The sequence below is a fragment of the Maritimibacter sp. UBA3975 genome (assembly GCF_002384975.1).
Classification (GTDB): Bacteria; Pseudomonadota; Alphaproteobacteria; order Rhodobacterales; family Rhodobacteraceae; genus Maritimibacter.
In genome coordinates this window covers 973,792-991,281 of sequence record NZ_DGCP01000009.1, presented here as the reverse complement: position 1 = coordinate 991,281, position 17,490 = coordinate 973,792, and the positions used below count along the sequence as shown (strand labels likewise).

The 17,490-nt window shown below is 66.3% G+C and carries 14 protein-coding genes; 2 read left to right on the top strand and 12 right to left on the bottom strand.

The window, feature by feature from the left end; translation table 11 throughout:
• Nucleotides 1-2: 2 nt before the first annotated feature.
• The 9 genes from B2585_RS09995 to B2585_RS09955 form a co-directional block, all read right to left on the bottom strand.
• The gene (locus B2585_RS09995; RefSeq protein WP_292022548.1) at nucleotides 3-1,067 is read right to left on the bottom strand and encodes an NAD(P)/FAD-dependent oxidoreductase; all 1,065 of its coding nucleotides are present in this window, start codon (nucleotides 1,065-1,067) and stop codon (nucleotides 3-5) included.
• A 79-nt stretch (nucleotides 1,068-1,146) separates the two neighbouring features.
• Complete coding sequence (locus B2585_RS09990; RefSeq protein WP_292022546.1) at nucleotides 1,147-2,232, bottom strand: BMP family ABC transporter substrate-binding protein; 1,086 nt, start codon at nucleotides 2,230-2,232, stop codon at nucleotides 1,147-1,149.
• Between the two features lies 1 nt (nucleotide 2,233).
• Nucleotides 2,234-2,986, bottom strand: coding sequence for an ion transporter (locus tag B2585_RS09985; protein WP_292022544.1), 753 nt, complete (start codon nucleotides 2,984-2,986; stop codon nucleotides 2,234-2,236).
• A 25-nt stretch (nucleotides 2,987-3,011) separates the two neighbouring features.
• Nucleotides 3,012-3,929, bottom strand: coding sequence for an ABC transporter permease (locus B2585_RS09980; RefSeq protein ID WP_292022543.1), 918 nt, complete (start codon nucleotides 3,927-3,929; stop codon nucleotides 3,012-3,014).
• Between the two features lie 127 nt (nucleotides 3,930-4,056).
• Entirely contained in the window at nucleotides 4,057-5,154 is a 1,098-nt protein-coding gene (locus B2585_RS09975) for an ABC transporter permease (protein ID WP_292022541.1), read from the bottom strand.
• The gene (locus tag B2585_RS09970; RefSeq protein WP_292022539.1) at nucleotides 5,151-6,683 is read right to left on the bottom strand and encodes an ABC transporter ATP-binding protein; all 1,533 of its coding nucleotides are present in this window, start codon (nucleotides 6,681-6,683) and stop codon (nucleotides 5,151-5,153) included. Before B2585_RS09970 ends, B2585_RS09975 begins: the two co-directional genes overlap by 4 nt.
• Nucleotides 6,658-7,632 (bottom strand): xanthine dehydrogenase accessory protein XdhC, encoded by a 975-nt coding sequence (xdhC, locus tag B2585_RS09965; RefSeq protein ID WP_292022537.1) that lies wholly within the window; start codon nucleotides 7,630-7,632, stop codon nucleotides 6,658-6,660. The genes B2585_RS09970 and xdhC overlap by 26 nt, the downstream gene beginning before the upstream one ends.
• A 17-nt stretch (nucleotides 7,633-7,649) precedes the next feature.
• A complete protein-coding gene (gene xdhB, locus B2585_RS09960; protein WP_292022535.1) occupies nucleotides 7,650-9,932 on the bottom strand; it encodes a xanthine dehydrogenase molybdopterin binding subunit in 2,283 nt (760 codons plus the stop codon).
• Complete coding sequence (locus B2585_RS09955; RefSeq protein WP_292022533.1) at nucleotides 9,929-11,305, bottom strand: xanthine dehydrogenase small subunit; 1,377 nt, start codon at nucleotides 11,303-11,305, stop codon at nucleotides 9,929-9,931. The genes xdhB and B2585_RS09955 overlap by 4 nt, the downstream gene beginning before the upstream one ends.
• A gap of 277 nt (nucleotides 11,306-11,582) precedes the next feature.
• Here B2585_RS09955 and B2585_RS09950 point away from each other — a divergent pair, with 277 nt between their 5' ends.
• The gene (locus B2585_RS09950) at nucleotides 11,583-12,407 is read left to right on the top strand and encodes a DUF6544 family protein (protein ID WP_292022531.1); all 825 of its coding nucleotides are present in this window, start codon (nucleotides 11,583-11,585) and stop codon (nucleotides 12,405-12,407) included.
• Here B2585_RS09950 and B2585_RS09945 read toward each other — a convergent pair.
• The 3 genes from B2585_RS09945 to B2585_RS09935 are packed head-to-tail and all read right to left on the bottom strand — an operon-like array spanning nucleotide 12,377 to nucleotide 13,778.
• Entirely contained in the window at nucleotides 12,377-12,853 is a 477-nt protein-coding gene (locus tag B2585_RS09945) for an SRPBCC family protein (protein WP_292022529.1), read from the bottom strand. The genes B2585_RS09950 and B2585_RS09945 overlap by 31 nt on opposite strands.
• 57 nt (nucleotides 12,854-12,910) lie before the next feature.
• A complete protein-coding gene (locus B2585_RS09940; RefSeq protein ID WP_292022528.1) occupies nucleotides 12,911-13,261 on the bottom strand; it encodes an ArsR/SmtB family transcription factor in 351 nt (116 codons plus the stop codon).
• A gap of 55 nt (nucleotides 13,262-13,316) precedes the next feature.
• Nucleotides 13,317-13,778 carry an SRPBCC domain-containing protein gene (locus B2585_RS09935; RefSeq protein ID WP_292022526.1) on the bottom strand — a complete coding sequence of 154 codons (462 nt, stop codon included), beginning with the start codon at nucleotides 13,776-13,778 and terminating at the stop codon, nucleotides 13,317-13,319.
• 120 nt (nucleotides 13,779-13,898) lie between these two features.
• Between B2585_RS09935 and dnaE the strand changes: the two genes are divergently transcribed.
• Nucleotides 13,899-17,414 carry a DNA polymerase III subunit alpha gene (dnaE, locus tag B2585_RS09930; protein WP_292022524.1) on the top strand — a complete coding sequence of 1,172 codons (3,516 nt, stop codon included), beginning with the start codon at nucleotides 13,899-13,901 and terminating at the stop codon, nucleotides 17,412-17,414.
• Nucleotides 17,415-17,490: the final 76 nt, after the last annotated feature.

Sequence of the window (17,490 nt, the reverse complement as noted above, 5' to 3'; positions counted from 1 at the left end):
GTTCAGCGAAAGCGCGCGGGATCGCAGGCGGTGACGATGTCCCCGGCCACCTCTGGCGCCTGACCGGTCGCGAGCGCGGCGAGCAGGCGTCCGGCAGCCGGGGCGGTCTGGAACCCATAGCCGCCTTGCCCGGCCATCCAGAAGAAATCCGACATCCCCGGTTCCGCGCCGATGACGAGCTGACGGTCGGGCGAGAATGTGCGCAAACCTGCCCAGTTGGCGAGCATGCGCGTCACCTCGCCCGTGATATGCTCCTCGAAATGCATGAGCCCTTCGGCCAGCACCATGTCCTCGGCCCAGGCGTCCATCGGGTCGATGGGGTCTTCTTCTGACGGTGACACGATGAGTGCGCCCGCGTCGGGCTTGGCATACCAGTTCTCTCGCGCCCCGATCACCATCGGCCAGTCGCGGGCGTCTGCGCCGCCCGGCACTTCGATCCGGGCCATCGATCGGCGCAGGGGCGTGATGCCGATGGGGGGGATGCCAGCCATTTCGGCGATGACGTCAGCCCAGGGACCGGCGGCGTTGACAAGGGTGCGGGCGCGGTAGGTTTTGCCACCCGCTTCGACCTCCCACCCGTCCAGGTGGCGGATGGTCGTGACAGGCGCGCGGGTGACGATCTGTCCGTTGTCGCGCAGGCGGCGTGCGTAGAGTTGGAGCAGCGCGTCGGTGTCGATGTCCCACGCCTCCTCACGATACGCGGCGGCCGTGATCGCCTCGGGGTCGAGGATGGGGATCAGTGCGCGCGCGTCTGACAGCGGGATGGGGGCGAGCGACAGGTCGGCCGCCACATGGGCGAGTTGTTGCTCTTCGCCCGCCCGGCCAACAGCCATCACGCCGCGCGGGCTGGTGAGGCCGGTGTCGTGAAGGTCCGCCGCCGAGGCAAGGCTCAGGGCTTTGACCGACGGGGCCCCGTAGGTGGGGATGAAGATCGCCGCCGACCGGGATGAGGCGTGATAGCCGAGTGCCTCTTCCGATTCCAAAAGCGTGACCGTGCCATGGGCGGCGAGATGCGCGCCTGCGGTAAGCCCGGCGATCCCGCCGCCGATGATGAGAAAATCGTCCATGGGCGGGACGCTGGCACGACCCCCGGCAAAAGAAAAGGCCCCGCAGGGCGGGGCCTTTCCAGTCCGTTTTCAGCGGGGATCAGTTGGGGATTTCGCCCTCGATGCCCTCAACGTAGAAATCCATGCTCAGGAGCGTGCCGTCGTCGGCGGTTTCGCCCTCTTCCAGCCAGACCGATCCGTCCTGCTTGTTGATCGGGCCGGTGAACGGGTGATACTCGCCCGCGCCGATCGAGTCCTTGAGCGCGAGGGCTTCTTCCTTCACGTCCGCCGGAACCGCATCCGTGATCTCGCCGATGCCGACCATGCCGTCACCGATACCCTGCCATACGCTGTGGCTTTCCCAGGTGCCGTCCATGACCGCCTTCACGCGGTCGATGTAATAGGGTGCCCAGTTGTCGATGATCGACGAGACGCGCGGCATGGGCGCGTATTCCGCCATGTCGGACGCCTGACCGAAGGTATAGACGTTGCCGGCTTCCTGCGCGGCAGCCTGCGGTGCGGTCGAGTCGGTGTGCTGTAGGATCACGTCGGCGCCCTGCTCGATGAGAGCCTTGGCCGCGTCGGCTTCTTTCGCCGGATCGAACCAAGTGTAGGCCCAGATGATCTTGAACTCGACGTCCGGGTTCACCTTCTTGGCGTGGAGGTAGGCCGAGTTGATGCCCCGGATGACTTCCGGGATCGGGAAGGACGCGATGTAACCGATGATGTTCGACTCGGTCAGGTTGCCCGCGATGTGGCCCTGAATGGCACGGCCCTCGTAGAACCGGGCGGAATAGACCGCGAGGTTGTCGGCGGTCTTGTAGCCCGTGGCGTGTTCGAAGACGACGTCGGGGAACTTCTCGGCCACGGCGACGGTCGGTTCCATGTAACCGAAGGAGGTGGTGAAGATGATGTCGGCGCCCGACAGGGCCATCTGGGTGATGGCGCGCTCGGCGTCCGCGCCTTCCGGCACGTTCTCCTGGTACACGGTCTCGACCATGTCGCCGAATTCTTCCTCGACCGCGAGCCGGCCTTCGTTGTGTTCATAGGTCCAGCCGCCGTCGCCGACGGGGCCGACGTAGATGAAGCCCGCCTTCACGGGTTCGCCGTGGCTTTCGGCCTGGGCCATGCCTGCGAGGCCAACCGCGAGTGCGGTGCCGGTGAGTAGTCTGGTAGCAAGTTTCATGTCAGTCTCCCTTGTTGGATTCAGGTGTTTTCGGTTCCGGGTCGCGCGGGTCGAGCTTGGTTTCCGCCTCGAGCAGCGCGGTGGTCACAATGGCCGCGGGCACCGCGAAGATGCCGAGGCCGATAAAGAGAAGAACGGTGGTCAGGAGCCGCCCCATCGGCGTGATCGGGAACATGTCGCCGTAACCGACCGTGGTGAAGCTCACCACCGACCACCACAGCGCAGCGGGGATCGAGGAAAAGACCTCGGGCTGCACCGGGTTTTCGAAGACGTAAATGCCGACGGCCGAGATGTAGAGCAGCAGGGTCGAGATCACGCCCCAGACGACAAGCTCGCTCTTGACCCGCCCGAAGGCCTGCATCAGCCGGTTCAGCGCGGGGGCCGTGTTGAACAGCTTGATGAGACGCAGAAGGCGAATGAGCCGCAGCACGCGCACGGCCTGGAACGCCGGAATGAACATGAGCACGGCCGGAAGCCAGGCCATGAGGTCGACGACGCCCCAAAAGCTGAAGACGTATCGTGCCGGTTTGCGCGCAGAGAAGAGCCGCAGGAAGTATTCCGTGGCGAAGATCAGGACGACCAGCACCTCGAAGGAAAACAGCGCACGGCGCAAGGTTGGGTCGAGGCCCGGCACGGTCTCGACCGCGATGGCAAGCGCCGAGGCGAGCACCAGCAGGTCCATCGCAAGCGCGACGGACCGGCCCACGGTCGGATGCGTCCCATCCAGGATCTGCAAGATTTCGGCGCGTGACACTCATCCCTCGATCTGTCCGGCGGCCTCAGTGCGAGGCGTGGAAGACACGTCCCAACGACCCCGGTGCCCCGTGATTACCCCGGACGGAGATTATGACCAGCACGAGAATGGTCACAAGGTAGGGGCTCATCGACAGGTACTCGACCGGGACGGTCGAACCGGCTGCCTGCAAATTAAGCTGTAGCACGGTGATCCCGCCGAACAAATAGGCGCCGAGCAGAATGCGCCAGGGGCGCCATGAGGCGAACACGACGATGGCGAGCGCGATCCAGCCCGCGCCTGCCGTCATCCCCTCGACCCATTGCGGCACGCGCACGAGGCTTACATAGGCGCCGCCAAGTCCAGCCATGGCCCCGCCGAAGGCAATGGCCATGAAACGCACGCGCACGACCTTGTAGCCGAGCGCATGGGCCGCGTTGTGGTTCTCGCCCACCGCGCGCAGGACAAGACCCGCGCGGGTGTATGTGAGCAGGTACCAGACGCCCAAGATTGCGGCGAGCGAGAGATAGACCATCGGGTCATGGCGAAACAGGATCGGCCCCAGAACCGGAATGTCGGACAGGACCGGGATGTCGAGTTTCGCGAACCCCGGCGCTTTCATTCCGACATAGGGTTTGCCGATCAGCGACGAGAGGCCGAGCCCGAAGAGCGTGAGGCCCAGGCCGGTGGCCACCTGATTGGACAAAAGCATCTGCGTGATGATCGCGAAGATCATTGACAGGCCCGCCCCGGCGATGGCCGCGATGGCGAAGCCGGCCCAGCTCGACCCGGTGTTCACGCCGATGGCGAAGCCGACCACGGCGCCGGTGATCATCATGCCCTCGACCCCGAGGTTCAGGACGCCGGCCTTCTCGACCACCATTTCGCCCAAGGCCGCGAGCAGGATCGGGGTTGAGGCCACCATGAGCGAGGCGATCAGAAGGATCGGGTTGATCGAGTCCATCAGGCGGCTCCTGTCGAATTGGGCGCGCAAGCGCGCGCTTTGGGAGCCGCGCCGGTTGGCGCGGCGGCGGGCGAGAGGGCGCTGCCCTCTCGCGCTCTCCCGGGATATTTGGAGACCGGAAAGACCATCATTTGGCGATCTCGGGCGTGCCGATGCGGACGCGGTAATTGGCGAAAACGTCCATCGCGAGAAGGAAGAACAGGAGCATGCCCTGGAAGAGCTGGATGGCGGCTGCCGGCATGCCGAGCATGAGCTGGGCCAGTTCGCCGCCGATGTAGGTGAGCGCCATGAGCAGGCCCGCCAGAAGGATGCCGACCGGGTGAAGGCGGCCGAGAAAGGCCACGATGATCGCCGTGAAGCCGTAACCGGTGTTGAAGTCGATCGAGATCTGACCGGCGGGGCCGGAGACCTCGAACAGTCCGGCAAGGCCCGCGAGTGCGCCGGCCGTGCCGAGGCAAAAGATAATGAGCCGGGCGGGCGAGACGCCTGCGAAGCGCGCGGCGCGCGGCGCTTCGCCTGCGAGCCGGATCGAGAAGCCCATCTTGTGGCGCGACATCAGGACATAGGCGAGGATAACGGCGATGAAGGCGGCGACGACGCCCCAGTGCATCCCGGTGTCGGCGAAGATTTCCGTGTTGGAGGCTGCCGGAAAGTCCCGCCGCAGATTGCGTGAGCCGGGGAAGCCCATGCCGTCGGGATTGCGCAGGAGGCCGGAGGAGACCGAGGCGAGGATGTTTTCGGCGACATAGACCAGCATCAGCGACACGAGGATTTCGTTCGTGCCGAAGCGGGTCTTCAGGATCGCCGGGATCATTGCCCAGGCCCAGCCACCGAAGGCGCCTGCAAGGACCATGAAGGGAAAGATCAAAAAGGATTCGGACGGGTAGAAAGCAAGGCCCGCCCCCGCGCCGACGATCGCGCCCATGATGTACTGACCCTCGGCTCCGATGTTCCAGATCCCCGCCCGGAAGCCGAGGGCGAGGCCGGTCGCGATAAGGATCAGGGGACCGGCCTTCACGAGGAGCTGGGGCCGCGAATAGGGGCCGAACTGGGGATCGAAGAGCGGATCCCAGAAGATGATACGGATCGCTTCGAACGGGCTGAACCCCAGGGCCGCGAACATGATGCCGCCGGCGAACATGGTGGCGATCACGGCGAGGATCGGCGTGAGGCCGGAGAGGAGCCGCGAGGGCGCCGGGCGCTTTTCGAGACGGATGAGGCTCATGCGTTGGCCTCCTCGGGGTGGGCTTCGTGCATGTCATGCGCGCCGCCCATCATCAGGCCGATCTCCTCGATCGTGATGCCCTTGGCCGGGCGGGGCGGGGCCATGCGCCCCTCGGTCAGGGCCGAGATGCGGTCGGAGATTTCCATGAGTTCGTCGAGATCCTGACTGATGCAGACCACGCCTGCGCCCTGTGCTGCGAGGTCGAGAAGCGCCTGCCGGATCGCGGCAGCGGCCGAGGCGTCCACGCCCCAGGTCGGCTGGTTGACGACGAGCACTTCGGGGCGTTGCAGGATCTCGCGCCCGATCACGAATTTCTGGAGGTTCCCGCCGGAAAGTGCCCCGGCGGCCGTTTCGGTGCCCGGCGTACGCACGTCGAACGCCTCGATCACCTTGCCCGCGAAGTCGCGCGCCTTGGACCAGGCGACGAAGCCGTTGGTGGTCAGTTGCTCGCGGATATCGCCGGTGAGAAGCGCGTTCTCGGTGAGGCTCATCTCCGGGGCCGCAGCATGGCCCAGCCGTTCCTCCGGCGCGGCCAGAAGCCCGGCGGCGCGGCGGGCGTTGGGGCCGTGGCGGCCGATGGGTATGCCCTTGAGGCGCACCGCGTCCGGCTTGGTCGTGCGTTCGCCCGACAGCGCGGCGAGTAGTTCGTCCTGACCGTTGCCCGCGACACCGGCGATGCCAAGGACCTCGCCCGCGCGCAGCTCGAAAGCCACGTCACGCAGGCGGGTGCCAAATTCGTTGGCGGGGGCCAGTGTCAGGCCCTCGACGGTCAACAGCACGTCGCCCGGCTCCGCGTAGTCTCGTGAGGGGGTGTGGAGCGTCTGGCCCACCATCATCTCGGCCAGCTCCCGCGCCGATTTTTCGCGCGGATTGCACTCGCCCACGACCTTGCCCAGCCGCAGGACCGTGGCGTGATCGCACAGCGCCCGGATCTCTTCGAGTTTGTGGGAGATGTAGAGGATCGCCGTGCCCTCGTCCGAGAGCTTGTTGAGCGTCTTGAACAGGATCTCGACTTCCTGCGGGGTCAGGACCGAGGTCGGCTCATCCATGACAAGCAACTTGGGGTTCTGTAGCAGGCAGCGGATGATCTCGACCCGCTGGCGTTCGCCCGCCGACAGGTCGCCGACACGCCGGGTCGGGTCGAGGGGCAGGCCGTAGGCCTCGGAGACATCTGTGATGCGCTGGGCGAGCTCGCGCATGGGCGGCGGGTTGTCCATGCCGAGCGCGATGTTCTCGGATACGTCGAGCGCGTCGAAGAGGGAAAAGTGCTGGAACACCATCGCCACGCCGGCACCGCGGGCGGCGTGCGGGTTGGCGGGCTCGAAGGGCGTACCGTTCACGCGCATTTGGCCCTTGTCAGGTTTGACCAGCCCGTAGATCATCTTGACCAGCGTGGACTTCCCCGCCCCGTTTTCGCCAAGCAGCGCATGGATCTGGCCGGGGGCGATGGCGAAGGACACGTCGTCGTTGGCCACGACGCCGGGATAGGCCTTGGTCAGCCCATCAATCGCCAGATAGGCGTCTGTCATTCTCGGTCCCCTTGTCCCCCGGTCGCGCGTCTCGCCGCGCGCGTCCCACATTCTTCACGATATCTGCCGCCACGCCCAAGGCAATCGCCGCCGGGTGCTTGCCGAGGCTCTTGTCGCCGATCGGGCAGCGGATGCGGTCTATTTCGGCACAGGTGTGACCCGATTGCTGCAAGCGTTTGCGGAACCGGGCCCATTTGGTCGCGGACCCGATGACGCCCGCGCTGGCAAAGCCGCGCGCGAGCAGACCGTCGCAGATCGCCTGATCGAGCGCGTGGCTGTAGGTCAGCACGATGTGATGGGCGTCCGGCGGTGCGAACCGGGTGGCCGCCGCGATGTCGGGGGCGGGGAGGGCGGTGATGCCTTCAGGGATGTCATCCGGGAACCGCTCGGGCGCCGTGTCGATCCAGGTGATGGTGATGTCGGGCAGGGCGGACAGGGCCGAGACCAGCGCGCGGCCGACGTGGCCGGCCCCCCAGATCCAGACCGGGGCGGGGCGCGCGGTGAGCGGCTCGATCATCCAGCCATCCATGAGCATGGGCCCGGGTTGATCCCCCCGGTCACGCGACCGGGCGAGGATGCGCTGGACGGTGAGGGTCGGTTCCGCTTTGCCCGTCGGTCGGGCATGGATGGGGCCGTCGGGCAGGGTAGCCTCGGAGAACCGCTCCCACAGGAGCCGCACGCGCCCGCCGCAGCATTGGCCCATGTCGGGTCCGAGCGCGACGCTTCGGGTGATCTTGTCGGTGCCAGCGCGGAGCATCTCCCGCGCCGTCGCCGCGGCTTCGTATTCCAGGGTTCCGCCGCCGATGGTGCCGTCCTGACCGTCCTCCCACACCGTGATGGAGGCCCCGACCTCGCGCGGGGCCGACCCCGCGACCTCGGCCACCACGACCCGGACCATCGGACCATGCGCCGCGATCCGCGCGGCGAGGGCGGAGCGGTCGAAGCTCATGCGAAAGGCTCCGCCATTTACCGCGCCCCCTGCACGCGCTTGGCGGCCATGTACACGCGTTCCGCCGTGGCGGGGGCGTTGAGGTGGGGGTAGCCGTCACCGCAGGCGCCCACCGCGTCCGACAGCGCCATCAGCGCCGAGATGCCCAGCATCAGGGGCGGCTCGCCCACGGCCTTGGAGCGGTAGATCGTGGGAACGTGGTTCTCGCCGTTCCACAGCGCCACGTTGAACACGTCGGGGCGGTCCGAGCAGGCCGGGATCTTGTAGGTCGAGGGCGCATGGGTGCGCAGAACGCCCTTTTCGTCCCACACCAGTTCCTCGGTGGTGAGCCAGCCCGCGCCCTGCACATAGCCGCCCTCGATCTGGCCCACGTCCACGGCGGGGTTCAGCGACTGGCCCACGTCGTGCAGGATATCCACGCGCAGGATGCGGTTCTCACCTGTGAGCGTGTCGATGGCGACCTCGGTGATCGCTGCGCCGTAGGCGAAGTAGAAGAACGGATGCCCCTTGCCGATGGCGCGGTCCCAGGAAATGTCCGGCGTGGCGTAGAAGCCGGTGGCCGAAAGGCTGATCCGGTTTTCATGGGCATGTTTGGCGGCCTCGGCAAAGGTCATGTCCATCTCGCCCGCCGTGACGCGCCCTTGTGCGAACACCACATCGCGGGGCTTCACCCCGGCTTCGGTCGCGAGGAACCGCGCGATGCGGTCGCGGATCTCGTCCACCGCGTTCTTGACCGCCATGCCGTTCAGGTCGGAGCCAGACGACGCGGCGGTGGCCGAGGTGTTGGGCACCTTGCCGGTGTCGGTCGCGGTGATGCGCACCTGCTCCATCCCGATGCCGAAGCCCGCGGCGGCGACCTGTGCGACCTTCTGATTCAGGCCCTGACCCATCTCGGTGCCGCCGTGATTGATCGTCACCGATCCGTCGGCATAGAGGTTCACCAGCGCGCCCGCCTGGTTGAGGTGGGTGAGGGTAAAGCTGATGCCGAATTTCACAGGGGTCAGCGCGATCCCCTTTTTCAGAACGGTGCTTTTCTCGTTCCAGCGCGCGATGGCCTGCTTCCGGCCCTTGTAGTCGGCGCTCTCGGCGAGGCTCTTGACCATCTCGGGCAGGATAAAGCCCTTCACGGGCTGGCCATAGGGCGTCTCCTGCGGGCGGGATTTCTTGTAGAAATTCGCCTGCCGCAGCTCCAGCGGGTCCATCTTGAGCCGGTGGGCGATGTGATCCAGCACCCGCTCGATCCCGACCATGCCCTGCGGCCCGCCGAAGCCGCGAAACGCGGTGGCGGAGCAGGTGTTGGTCTTGAGCCGGTGGGATGTGATCCGGATGTTCGGAATCCAGTAGGCGTTGTCGGCATGGAGCATCGCGCGGTCGCAGACCGGCAGGCTCAGGTCCATCGACCAGCCGCAGCGCACATACTGGTCGAACTCCACCGCCACCAGCTTGCCCTTGGCATCCACCCCCGCCTTGTAAGCGATGCGGAAATCATGGCGCTTGCCGGTGATGACCATGTCGTCATCCCGATCGTAGCGCATCTTGCAGGGCTTGCCGGTCAGGTGCGCGCCGATGGCACAGGCGATGGCGAGCGCGTTGCCCTGGCTTTCCTTGCCGCCGAACCCGCCGCCCATGCGCCGCGTCTCGACCCGCACTGCATGGAACGGCGTCGCGAGCGCCTCGGCCACCTTGTGCTGGATCTCGGTCGGGTGCTGCGTCGAGGTGTGAAGCACCATGTCGCCGTTGTCCTGCGGCATGGCGAGGCTGACCTGACCTTCGAGGTAGAAGTGCTCCTGCCCCCCGATCTCAATGCGCCCGTCGACGATGGTTTCGGCCTTGGCCATGGCCGGCGCGACCTCGCCCCGCCGCCATGTGAGGGGGCCGCCTTCGAAATAGCTGCGCGCGGCGAGCGCGTCGTCGATGGAAAGAAGCGCGGGCTTGGCCTCGATGGTGATGTCGGCCTTGGCCGCCGCTTCGCGTGCGGCGCGGTGCGAGGTGGCGAGGACGAGGAAGATCGGCTGGCCGTGGTAATGCACGTCGCCCGCCGCAAGAAGCGGCTCGTCATGGGCGGCGGTCGAAATGTCGTTCACGCCCGGCAGGTCTGCGGCGGTCAGGACGCGCATCACGCCCGGGGCCGAACGCACCGCGTCGAGGTTCATCGCGGTGATGACGCCCCGCGCCTCGTGGCTGAGACCGAAAGCGAGGTGCAGGCAGTCGGCGGGCACCGGAATGTCGTCGATATACCGGGCCGCGCCGGTGACGTGGAGCGGCGCGCTGTCGTGGGGGAGGGGTTTGCCCATGCTCATGAGGTCACCTCCCGCACGTCCACCGCTTCACCCTGATCCTCGCGCCAGTAGCGGTCGAGCATGTTGGCCGCGGTTTCCAGCCGGTAGGCGGCAGAGGCGCGCATGTCTGACATCGGGCGGAAATCTTCGGCGAAAGACCACTTGGCCGTGCGCACCGTGGCCTCGGTCCAGGGCCGCCCGACCAGCGCGCGCTCGACGGCCCGGGCCCGTTGCGGCGTGCCCGCCATGCCCCCGAAGGCGATGCGGGCGGATATCACTTTTTCGTCCTTGATCTCGATATTGAATGCGCCGAGGACCGCGGAAATGTCCTGATCGAACCTTTTGGAAAGTTTGTAGACCTTGAGCCGGTCGCTCTCCTGATCGCGGGGGATGACCACCGCCTCGACGAATTCGCCCGGTCCGATGTCCTGCTTGCCGTATTCGATAAAGAAATCCTCGAGCGGGATTTCCCGCATGTCCTCGCCGTTGCGCAGTTGCAGCATGGCCCCCAGCGCGATGAGCGGCGGTGGCGTATCCCCGATGGGCGAGCCGTTGGCGATGTTGCCGCCGACGGTCGCCGCAGCACGCACCTGGGCCGAGGCGAAGCGGTCCAGCATGGCGGCCAGCGACGGGTAGCGGCGGGCGGTGGCGAGGCGGAGCGCCTCGATGCTCGCCGCAGCGCCGATGCGGATCATGTAGGGCGCGACCTCGATCCGGCGCAGCTCCTCGATCTGGGTGATGAAGATGACGTTGCCGAGCGGGCGGTGGTCCTTGTTGACCCAGAGCCCCACGTCCGTGGCCCCGGCGACGATGGTGGCGTCGGGATGGGCGCGGCGCAGTTCGGCGAGGGCCGCGATTGTCGTCGGCTGAAAGTCGTTGACGTAAGCACCCATCGGCGGCCCGGCGGGCCGGTCGCGCAGCCAGGCCGGAACCGGCTGCCGCGCGGCATTCACGGCGGCGCGCACAATGGGGGCGTAGCCCGTGCAGCGGCACAGATTGCCCGCAAGCTGGCGGTCGTGATCCGTCTCGCCGGTGATTTGGCCTGCCGCCATCGAGACGACGAAGCCGGGGGTGCAGAAACCACACTGGCTCCCGTGATGTTCGACCATCGCCTGCTGTACGGGGTGCATCGTGCCGTCCGGGGCCGCGAGCCCCTCGACGGTCGTCAGCGATTTTCCGTTGATCTGCGGCAAGAAGAGGATGCAGCCGTTGATGGGTTTCGTGCCCGAATGGTCGGTCACCATCACCGTGCAGGCCCCGCAGTCGCCCTCGTTGCAACCTTCCTTCGTCCCGGTCAGCCCGCGCTCTTCGCGCAGCCAATCGAGTACCGTCGTGGTCGCAGATACGCCGGTCAGCTCAACGGTCTCTCCGTTGAGAAGAAACGCGATATCCATGCCCTGTCTGTCCCGCCGCTTTACGATCTTCCCCGGTCGGCCCTTCGATGCGGCGTAGAAGAGCCGGGTTGTTCCGTCAGGAAAGCGCAGAAATTGGGCGCTGTCTACCCATCGGGCAAGGCAGCGGGGCCCACAAGGGCTTGAAAACGCCACGCATCCGGGCGGTCCGGCGGGTGACTGCCCAAAAGCGCGGCACCGGCCGGACCCCGGATTGATCCGGCGCAAGGCGCGTGGCGGCGCTTCGTGTCATGGCGCATCCAGGGTGAAGGAGGCTGACATGAAGATCGTGGCTCTCGTGGTTTTGGGACTCTTGCTCGTGACGATGATCGTCACCGGGGCAAAGGCGTGGCAGGTGTCGCGCGCGATTGCGGACCGCGAGGCGGGGCTGGTTGCGGACCGGGCGGGCGCTGCCCGTGCCGATCTGCCGGAGAAGGTCGAGGCCTTCGCCCTGCGCGGCATGATGGGGGCCACACCGGGGACGGCGGCGCACCTCACGCAATCGGCCGAGATGCAGCGCAACCCCGGCGATGACTGGATGGCGCTGTCGGCGCGGCAAGTCATCGGGACCGGGGTGACGGGCTTCGCCTGGACCGCCGTGATGCGGGCCGGTCCCGTGCCGGTGGTGCGCGTCCTCGACAGCTACGCGGCCGGCCACGGTATTCTCGATGTCCGGCTCTTCGGCGCGTGGCGCATGGATGCCTTCAAAGGGCCGGCGGCGGATGTGGCCGAGGCTGCACGCTACCTTGCCGAAATACCATGGTCGCCCGACGCAATCCTGCTCAACCGCGACCTCGTCTGGACGTCAGCGGGTGATGCGGTCGAGGTCGCGCTCGACACGCCGGGCGGGACCGCGCGTGTGACGCTCTATTTCGATGATCGCGGCGACGTCGCGCGTATGACGGCGCAGGACCGCCCGGCTATTCAGCCGGATGGAACGATGCGCTCGATGGTCTGGGAAGGGCGCTATTCCAACTATCGCGAGATCGGCGGACGGCGCATCCCGCTGGAAAGCGAGGTCGGCTATGTCCGCGACACCGGATTTGCGCCCTATTTCCGGGGGCGGACCCTGACCTACAGCGTCTCGGCCAGCGCGCCCAACTGATCGATTGCGGTGCCCCAGCCGCCGAAAAAGCCCATGTCCTCGTGCTGCTTCTGCGCGGCTTGGTCCGCGTGCAGCGCGCGGGCGGTGAGCTTGGTTCCCGCCTCGGTCGGCTCCAGCATGTAAACGCCGGTCATGAAGGCCGAGCCCTTTGGATGGAACCCCGGCGTCATGGCGTCGGTGAAGGCCAGCACGCGCGCCTCGTCGGCGATCAGGATGCAGCCCGCCCCCTCATCCATCACTTCGCCGTCGGGTCCGTACATCGGGGTGTGAAAGGCGCCGCCCGGTCGCGGCTCGATCACGGCGTTCTTCACCTGCCACGGCTTGGGGCAGAACCATTGGGCGAGCAGCTCCGCATCCGTCATGCAGCGCCAGACGGTCGCGGGGCTTGCCGCGATAGTGCGGGAAAATTCGAGGTCGGTGTCGGGATTGAAGGCGAAGATGTCCATTGTGCGGGATCCTTGAGAACGTGGGGTCGTGGTTGTTTGTTCGGTGTGGTCGGCCCTTTAGGGGTCGTCGCCCGGAAAGGTATTCGTTTCGGCCTCGATCTTCCGCGCGAGCGCTTCCAGCCGGTCGAGGCGGCCCTCCCAAACCTGTTTCTGTCGGTCGAGCCATGTTTCCGCCGGGCCGAAAGCCCCGGGCGTGAGGGCAACGATGCGCTGGCGGCCCACCTTGCGGGTGGACACAACGCCCGCCTCTTCCAGCCGGTCGATGTGCTTCATGAAGCTGGGCAGCGCCATGTCGTGCGGCGCGGCCAGTTCCTTGACCGGCGCTTCGCCACGCGTCAGGCGCTCCACCACGTCGCGGCGGGTCTGGTCGGCGAGGGCCGAGAAGAGGGAGTCCATTTGGTTAGCCATTAAGCTAACTATTGCGAGTCCAGCGCATCGGTCAAGAAAAAAGTTATCCCAGAGGCTAACTGTTTTGGGTCATGTCCGCAGCGAGGGAATCGAGCCGCGCCACCCCGTCGTCCCAGCTCGCCAACGGGCCGGGGCGCGCACCATCCGTCTGGATCAGGCTCGCTTCCAGCCGGGTGCCCGAAGCGATCTCATGCAGGTCGAGGATGAGCGTCGCGGGATTGTGGACGCCCGTGGGGCGATACCCAGCGCCGAGCGCCGTGGTGATCACGATCCGCGCCCCCGACCGCGCCTCGATCACGCAGGCCGGGTAGGTCTCGAGCGATGCACCCGCCTGCGCCCGCGTCAGGTCGAAGGCTCCGCCCGGCTGCGGCTCGACCGTGGCACCGGCGAGGTCTTCGCCGAAGAGCTTGAACCACTCCACCAGCAGCCGACCGTCGGTCAGCCCGCGATAGAGCGCGCCGGGCGTGGATTTGAGATAGCGGGTCGTGCGGACATCCTGCGTGGGTCCGGGAATCATGTCTGCCTCATTCGTTGTTTTGGGGCAGTCTGGCGTGGCTGCCCGAACAGCGTCCATCACAATTGCGACCGGGTGACGTTCCCGGCTTGCCCCCGCCGACCGTGGGCCTAGTCTGGGCGCATGGCTGCTGATCCCCGATTCATTCACCTGCGCGTTCACACGGAATACTCGCTGCTCGAAGGCGCGGTTCCGGTGAAGAAACTCCCCGGTCTGTGCGAGGCGATGGGCATGCCTGCCGTTGCTGTGACGGACACGGATAACATGTTCTGCGCGCTGGAATTTTCCGTGACCGCGAGCGGAGCGGGCGTGCAGCCGATCATCGGCTGTCAGGTCACCCTGGCCTACGAAAAACCGGCACCGGGGGAGCAGCCGAAGCCCGGCGCGCCGGTGGTTCTACTGGCCCAGAACGAGGGCGGGTACGAGAACCTGATGAAGCTCAACTCCTGCCTGTACCTCGACAAGCACGGGGCGCTGCCGGAGGTGATGCTGGAAGAGCTGGAGAGATACTCGGCGGGCCTTATCTGCCTCACCGGCGGGGCCGAGGGTCCGGTGGGTCAGCGGCTCCAGCAAGGCAACCGCGCCAAGGCGCAGGAACTGATGTCATGGTTCCACCGCGTGTTCGGCGACCGGCTTTATGTCGAGCTGCAACGGCATCCGGGCGAGGGCGGCCAACTGACCGAACCCGAGCAGAAGACCGAACGCGGCTTTGTCGAGATGGCCTATGAGATGGGCATCCCTCTGGTCGCCACGAACGACGTCTATTTCCCCAAGACCGGGCTTTATGAGGCGCATGACGCGCTGATCTGTATCGCGGACGGGGCCTATGTCGACCAGCAGGAGCCGCGCCGGCACCTGACGCCGCAACACTATTTCAAATCGCCGCAGGAGATGGTGACGCTGTTCGCGGACCTGCCCGAAGCGACACAGAACACCGTCGAGATCGCCAAGCGCTGCGCCTTCATGGCCTATCGGCGCGACCCGATCCTGCCGCGCTTCGCGGATGACGAGGTGGACGAATTGCGCCGGCAGGCCAAGGACGGGCTGAAGGCACGGCTGGCCGTGATTCCTCATGCCGCCCCGGTCGAGGACTACGAGGCGCGGCTGGAATTCGAGCTGGGCATCATCGAGGGCATGGGGTTTCCCGGCTACTTCCTGATCGTTGCCGACTTCATCAAGTGGTCCAAGGATCAGAATATCCCGGTCGGGCCGGGCCGGGGGTCGGGTGCAGGCTCGCTCGTGGCCTATGCGCTGACCATCACCGACCTCGACCCGCTGCGCTACTCCCTGCTGTTCGAACGCTTCCTGAACCCGGAACGGGTGTCGATGCCGGACTTCGACATCGACTTCTGCATGGACCGGCGGGAAGAGACGATCCGCTACGTGCAGGAGAAATACGGGCGCGACAAGGTGGGCCAGATCATCACCTTCGGCGCGCTGCTGTCCAAGGCCGCCGTGCGCGACGTGGGCCGGGTGCTGCAAATGCCCTATGGTCAGGTGGACCGGCTGTCCAAGCTGATCCCGGTCGAGGGCGTGAAGCCCGTGTCGATCACGCAGGCGTTGAAAGACGAGCCGCGCCTGCGCGAAGAAGCGCGCTCGGAAGAAGTGGTCGAGCGGCTTTTGCGTTATGCCGAGCAGGTCGAGGGGCTTTTGCGGAACGCTTCGACCCACGCGGCGGGTGTCGTGATCGGGGACCGGCCGCTGGACGAACTGGTGCCGCTTTATCAAGACCCGCGCTCGGACATGCCCGCCACCCAGTTCAACATGAAATGGGTCGAGCAGGCGGGGCTGGTGAAGTTCGACTTTCTGGGCCTGAAAACGCTCACCGTCATTCAGAACGCCATCGACCTGATCCACGGGCAGGGGCGCGATCTGCATATCGGGCCGGACGGGGCCGAGATCTACACCCCGGCGGAGGGTGGTGAGAACCAGATCAACCTGATCCCGCTGGACGATGAAAAGACCTACCGCCTTTATGCCAGCGCCAAGACGGTCGCCGTGTTCCAGGTGGAATCCACGGGCATGATGGATGCGCTTAGGCGCATGAAGCCGACCTGTATCGAGGACATCGTGGCGCTCGTCGCACTCTACCGTCCCGGCCCGATGGAAAACATCCCGACCTATTGCGAGGTCAAGAACGGCCAGCGCGAGATCGAGAGCGTTCACCCGCTGATCGACCATATCCTCGAGGAAACGCAGGGCATCATCGTCTATCAGGAACAGGTGATGCAGATCGCGCAAGAGATGGCGGGCTACAGCCTTGGCGGCGCCGACCTGCTGCGCCGCGCGATGGGCAAGAAGATCAAGGAGGCGATGGACGCCGAGCGCCCGAAGTTCGAGACCGGCGCGGCCGAGAAGGGCGTGGACAAGAAGAAGGCGAGCGAGGTGTTCGACCTTCTGGAGAAGTTCGCCAACTACGGCTTCAACAAGTCCCACGCGGCCGCCTATGCTGTGGTGAGTTACCAGACCGCGTGGCTCAAGGCGAACCACCCGGTCGAGTTCATGGCGGGCGTCATGAACTGCGATATCCACCTGACCGACAAGCTGGGCGTCTATGCCGAAGAGGTGCGCCGGGGGCTGGGCATCGAGATTGTGCCGCCCTGCGTGAACCGGTCCGACGCGATGTTCAGCGTGTCCGAGGGGCGGGTGGTTTACGGCCTCGGCGCATTGAAGAACGTGGGCGTCGAGGCGATGAAGCTGATCGTCGAGGCGCGCAAGGTGGACGGGCGTGAAAAGCCATACGTCAACCTCTATGACGTGGCGCGGCGCGTGGACCTCAAGCGCGTGGGCAAGCGTCCGATGGAAATGCTGGCGCGGGCCGGCGCCTTCGACGCGCTCGACGCGAACCGGCGGCGGGTGTTCGAAAGCCTCGACGCGCTGGTGAGTTACTCCGGCGCGATCCACGAACAACGCGCAAGCGCGCAGGTGTCGCTCTTCGGCGAGGCGGGCGACGACCTGCCGGAACCGCGGCTGTCGAACGTGCCCGACTGGCTGCCCAACGAGCGGCTGACCGAGGAGCACAAGGCGATCGGCTTCTACCTCTCCGGCCATCCGCTTGACGATTACATGGCCGGGCTGAAGCGCAAGCAGGTGGTGACGCTGGAAGAGCTGACGAAAAAGGCCGAGCGCGCGCCCTGCGTGGCCAAGCTCGCAGGGGCCGTGTCGTCGAAGCAGGAGCGCAAGTCGGCCCGGGGCAATCGTTTCGCCTTCGTCGGCCTGTCGGACCCCACCGGGCTTTACGAGGTGACGGTGTTTTCAGACACGTTGGAAGCCTGCCGCGAATACCTCGAAGTCGGGCAGAACGTGGTCGTCACGGTCGAGGCGAACATGGAATCGGAGCAGTTGAAGCTGCTCGCGCGGTCCGTCGCGCCGGTCGATACCATCGTGGCGGACGCGGGGGGCATGGCGCTCAAGGTCTATGTCTCGAGCCCCGGCGTGGTGGCAACGGTGGCGGACCTGCTGGAGACCGCGCGTGAGCAGGCCAAGGGGGCCCGGCCCGGTCCCGTGAGTTTCTGCCTGATGGACCCGGCGCTGCCGGGTGAGGTGGAGATGGACCTTGGCACTGAGTACCCGCTTAACCCGCAGATCAAGGGCGCTTTGAAGTCGCTCTCGGGCGTCGTGGACGTCGAGGACGTCTGAGTTTTCAGGCGGTGCGGGCGTGCCGCCCGCGCTTGGCGAGCCATGCCCCGGCTGTGCCGGGACATGGCGGGAAGGG

What these genes read in the sequence shown, in the direction of transcription:
- B2585_RS09995 (WP_292022548.1), bottom strand. Translation starts at nt 1,067, where the DNA reads ATGGACGATTTTCTCATCATCGGCGGCGGGATCGCCGGGCTTACCGCA.
- B2585_RS09990 (WP_292022546.1), bottom strand. Translation starts at nt 2,232, where the DNA reads ATGAAACTTGCTACCAGACTACTCACCGGCACCGCACTCGCGGTTGGC.
- B2585_RS09980 (WP_292022543.1), bottom strand. Translation starts at nt 3,929, where the DNA reads ATGGACTCGATCAACCCGATCCTTCTGATCGCCTCGCTCATGGTGGCC.
- B2585_RS09975 (WP_292022541.1), bottom strand. Translation starts at nt 5,154, where the DNA reads ATGAGCCTCATCCGTCTCGAAAAGCGCCCGGCGCCCTCGCGGCTCCTC.
- B2585_RS09970 (WP_292022539.1), bottom strand. Translation starts at nt 6,683, where the DNA reads ATGACAGACGCCTATCTGGCGATTGATGGGCTGACCAAGGCCTATCCC.
- xdhC (WP_292022537.1), bottom strand. Translation starts at nt 7,632, where the DNA reads ATGAGCTTCGACCGCTCCGCCCTCGCCGCGCGGATCGCGGCGCATGGT.
- xdhB (WP_292022535.1), bottom strand. Translation starts at nt 9,932, where the DNA reads ATGAGCATGGGCAAACCCCTCCCCCACGACAGCGCGCCGCTCCACGTC.
- B2585_RS09955 (WP_292022533.1), bottom strand. Translation starts at nt 11,305, where the DNA reads ATGGATATCGCGTTTCTTCTCAACGGAGAGACCGTTGAGCTGACCGGC.
- B2585_RS09950 (WP_292022531.1), top strand. Translation starts at nt 11,583, where the DNA reads ATGAAGATCGTGGCTCTCGTGGTTTTGGGACTCTTGCTCGTGACGATG.
- B2585_RS09945 (WP_292022529.1), bottom strand. Translation starts at nt 12,853, where the DNA reads ATGGACATCTTCGCCTTCAATCCCGACACCGACCTCGAATTTTCCCGC.
- B2585_RS09940 (WP_292022528.1), bottom strand. Translation starts at nt 13,261, where the DNA reads ATGGCTAACCAAATGGACTCCCTCTTCTCGGCCCTCGCCGACCAGACC.
- B2585_RS09935 (WP_292022526.1), bottom strand. Translation starts at nt 13,778, where the DNA reads ATGATTCCCGGACCCACGCAGGATGTCCGCACGACCCGCTATCTCAAA.
- dnaE (WP_292022524.1), top strand. Translation starts at nt 13,899, where the DNA reads ATGGCTGCTGATCCCCGATTCATTCACCTGCGCGTTCACACGGAATAC.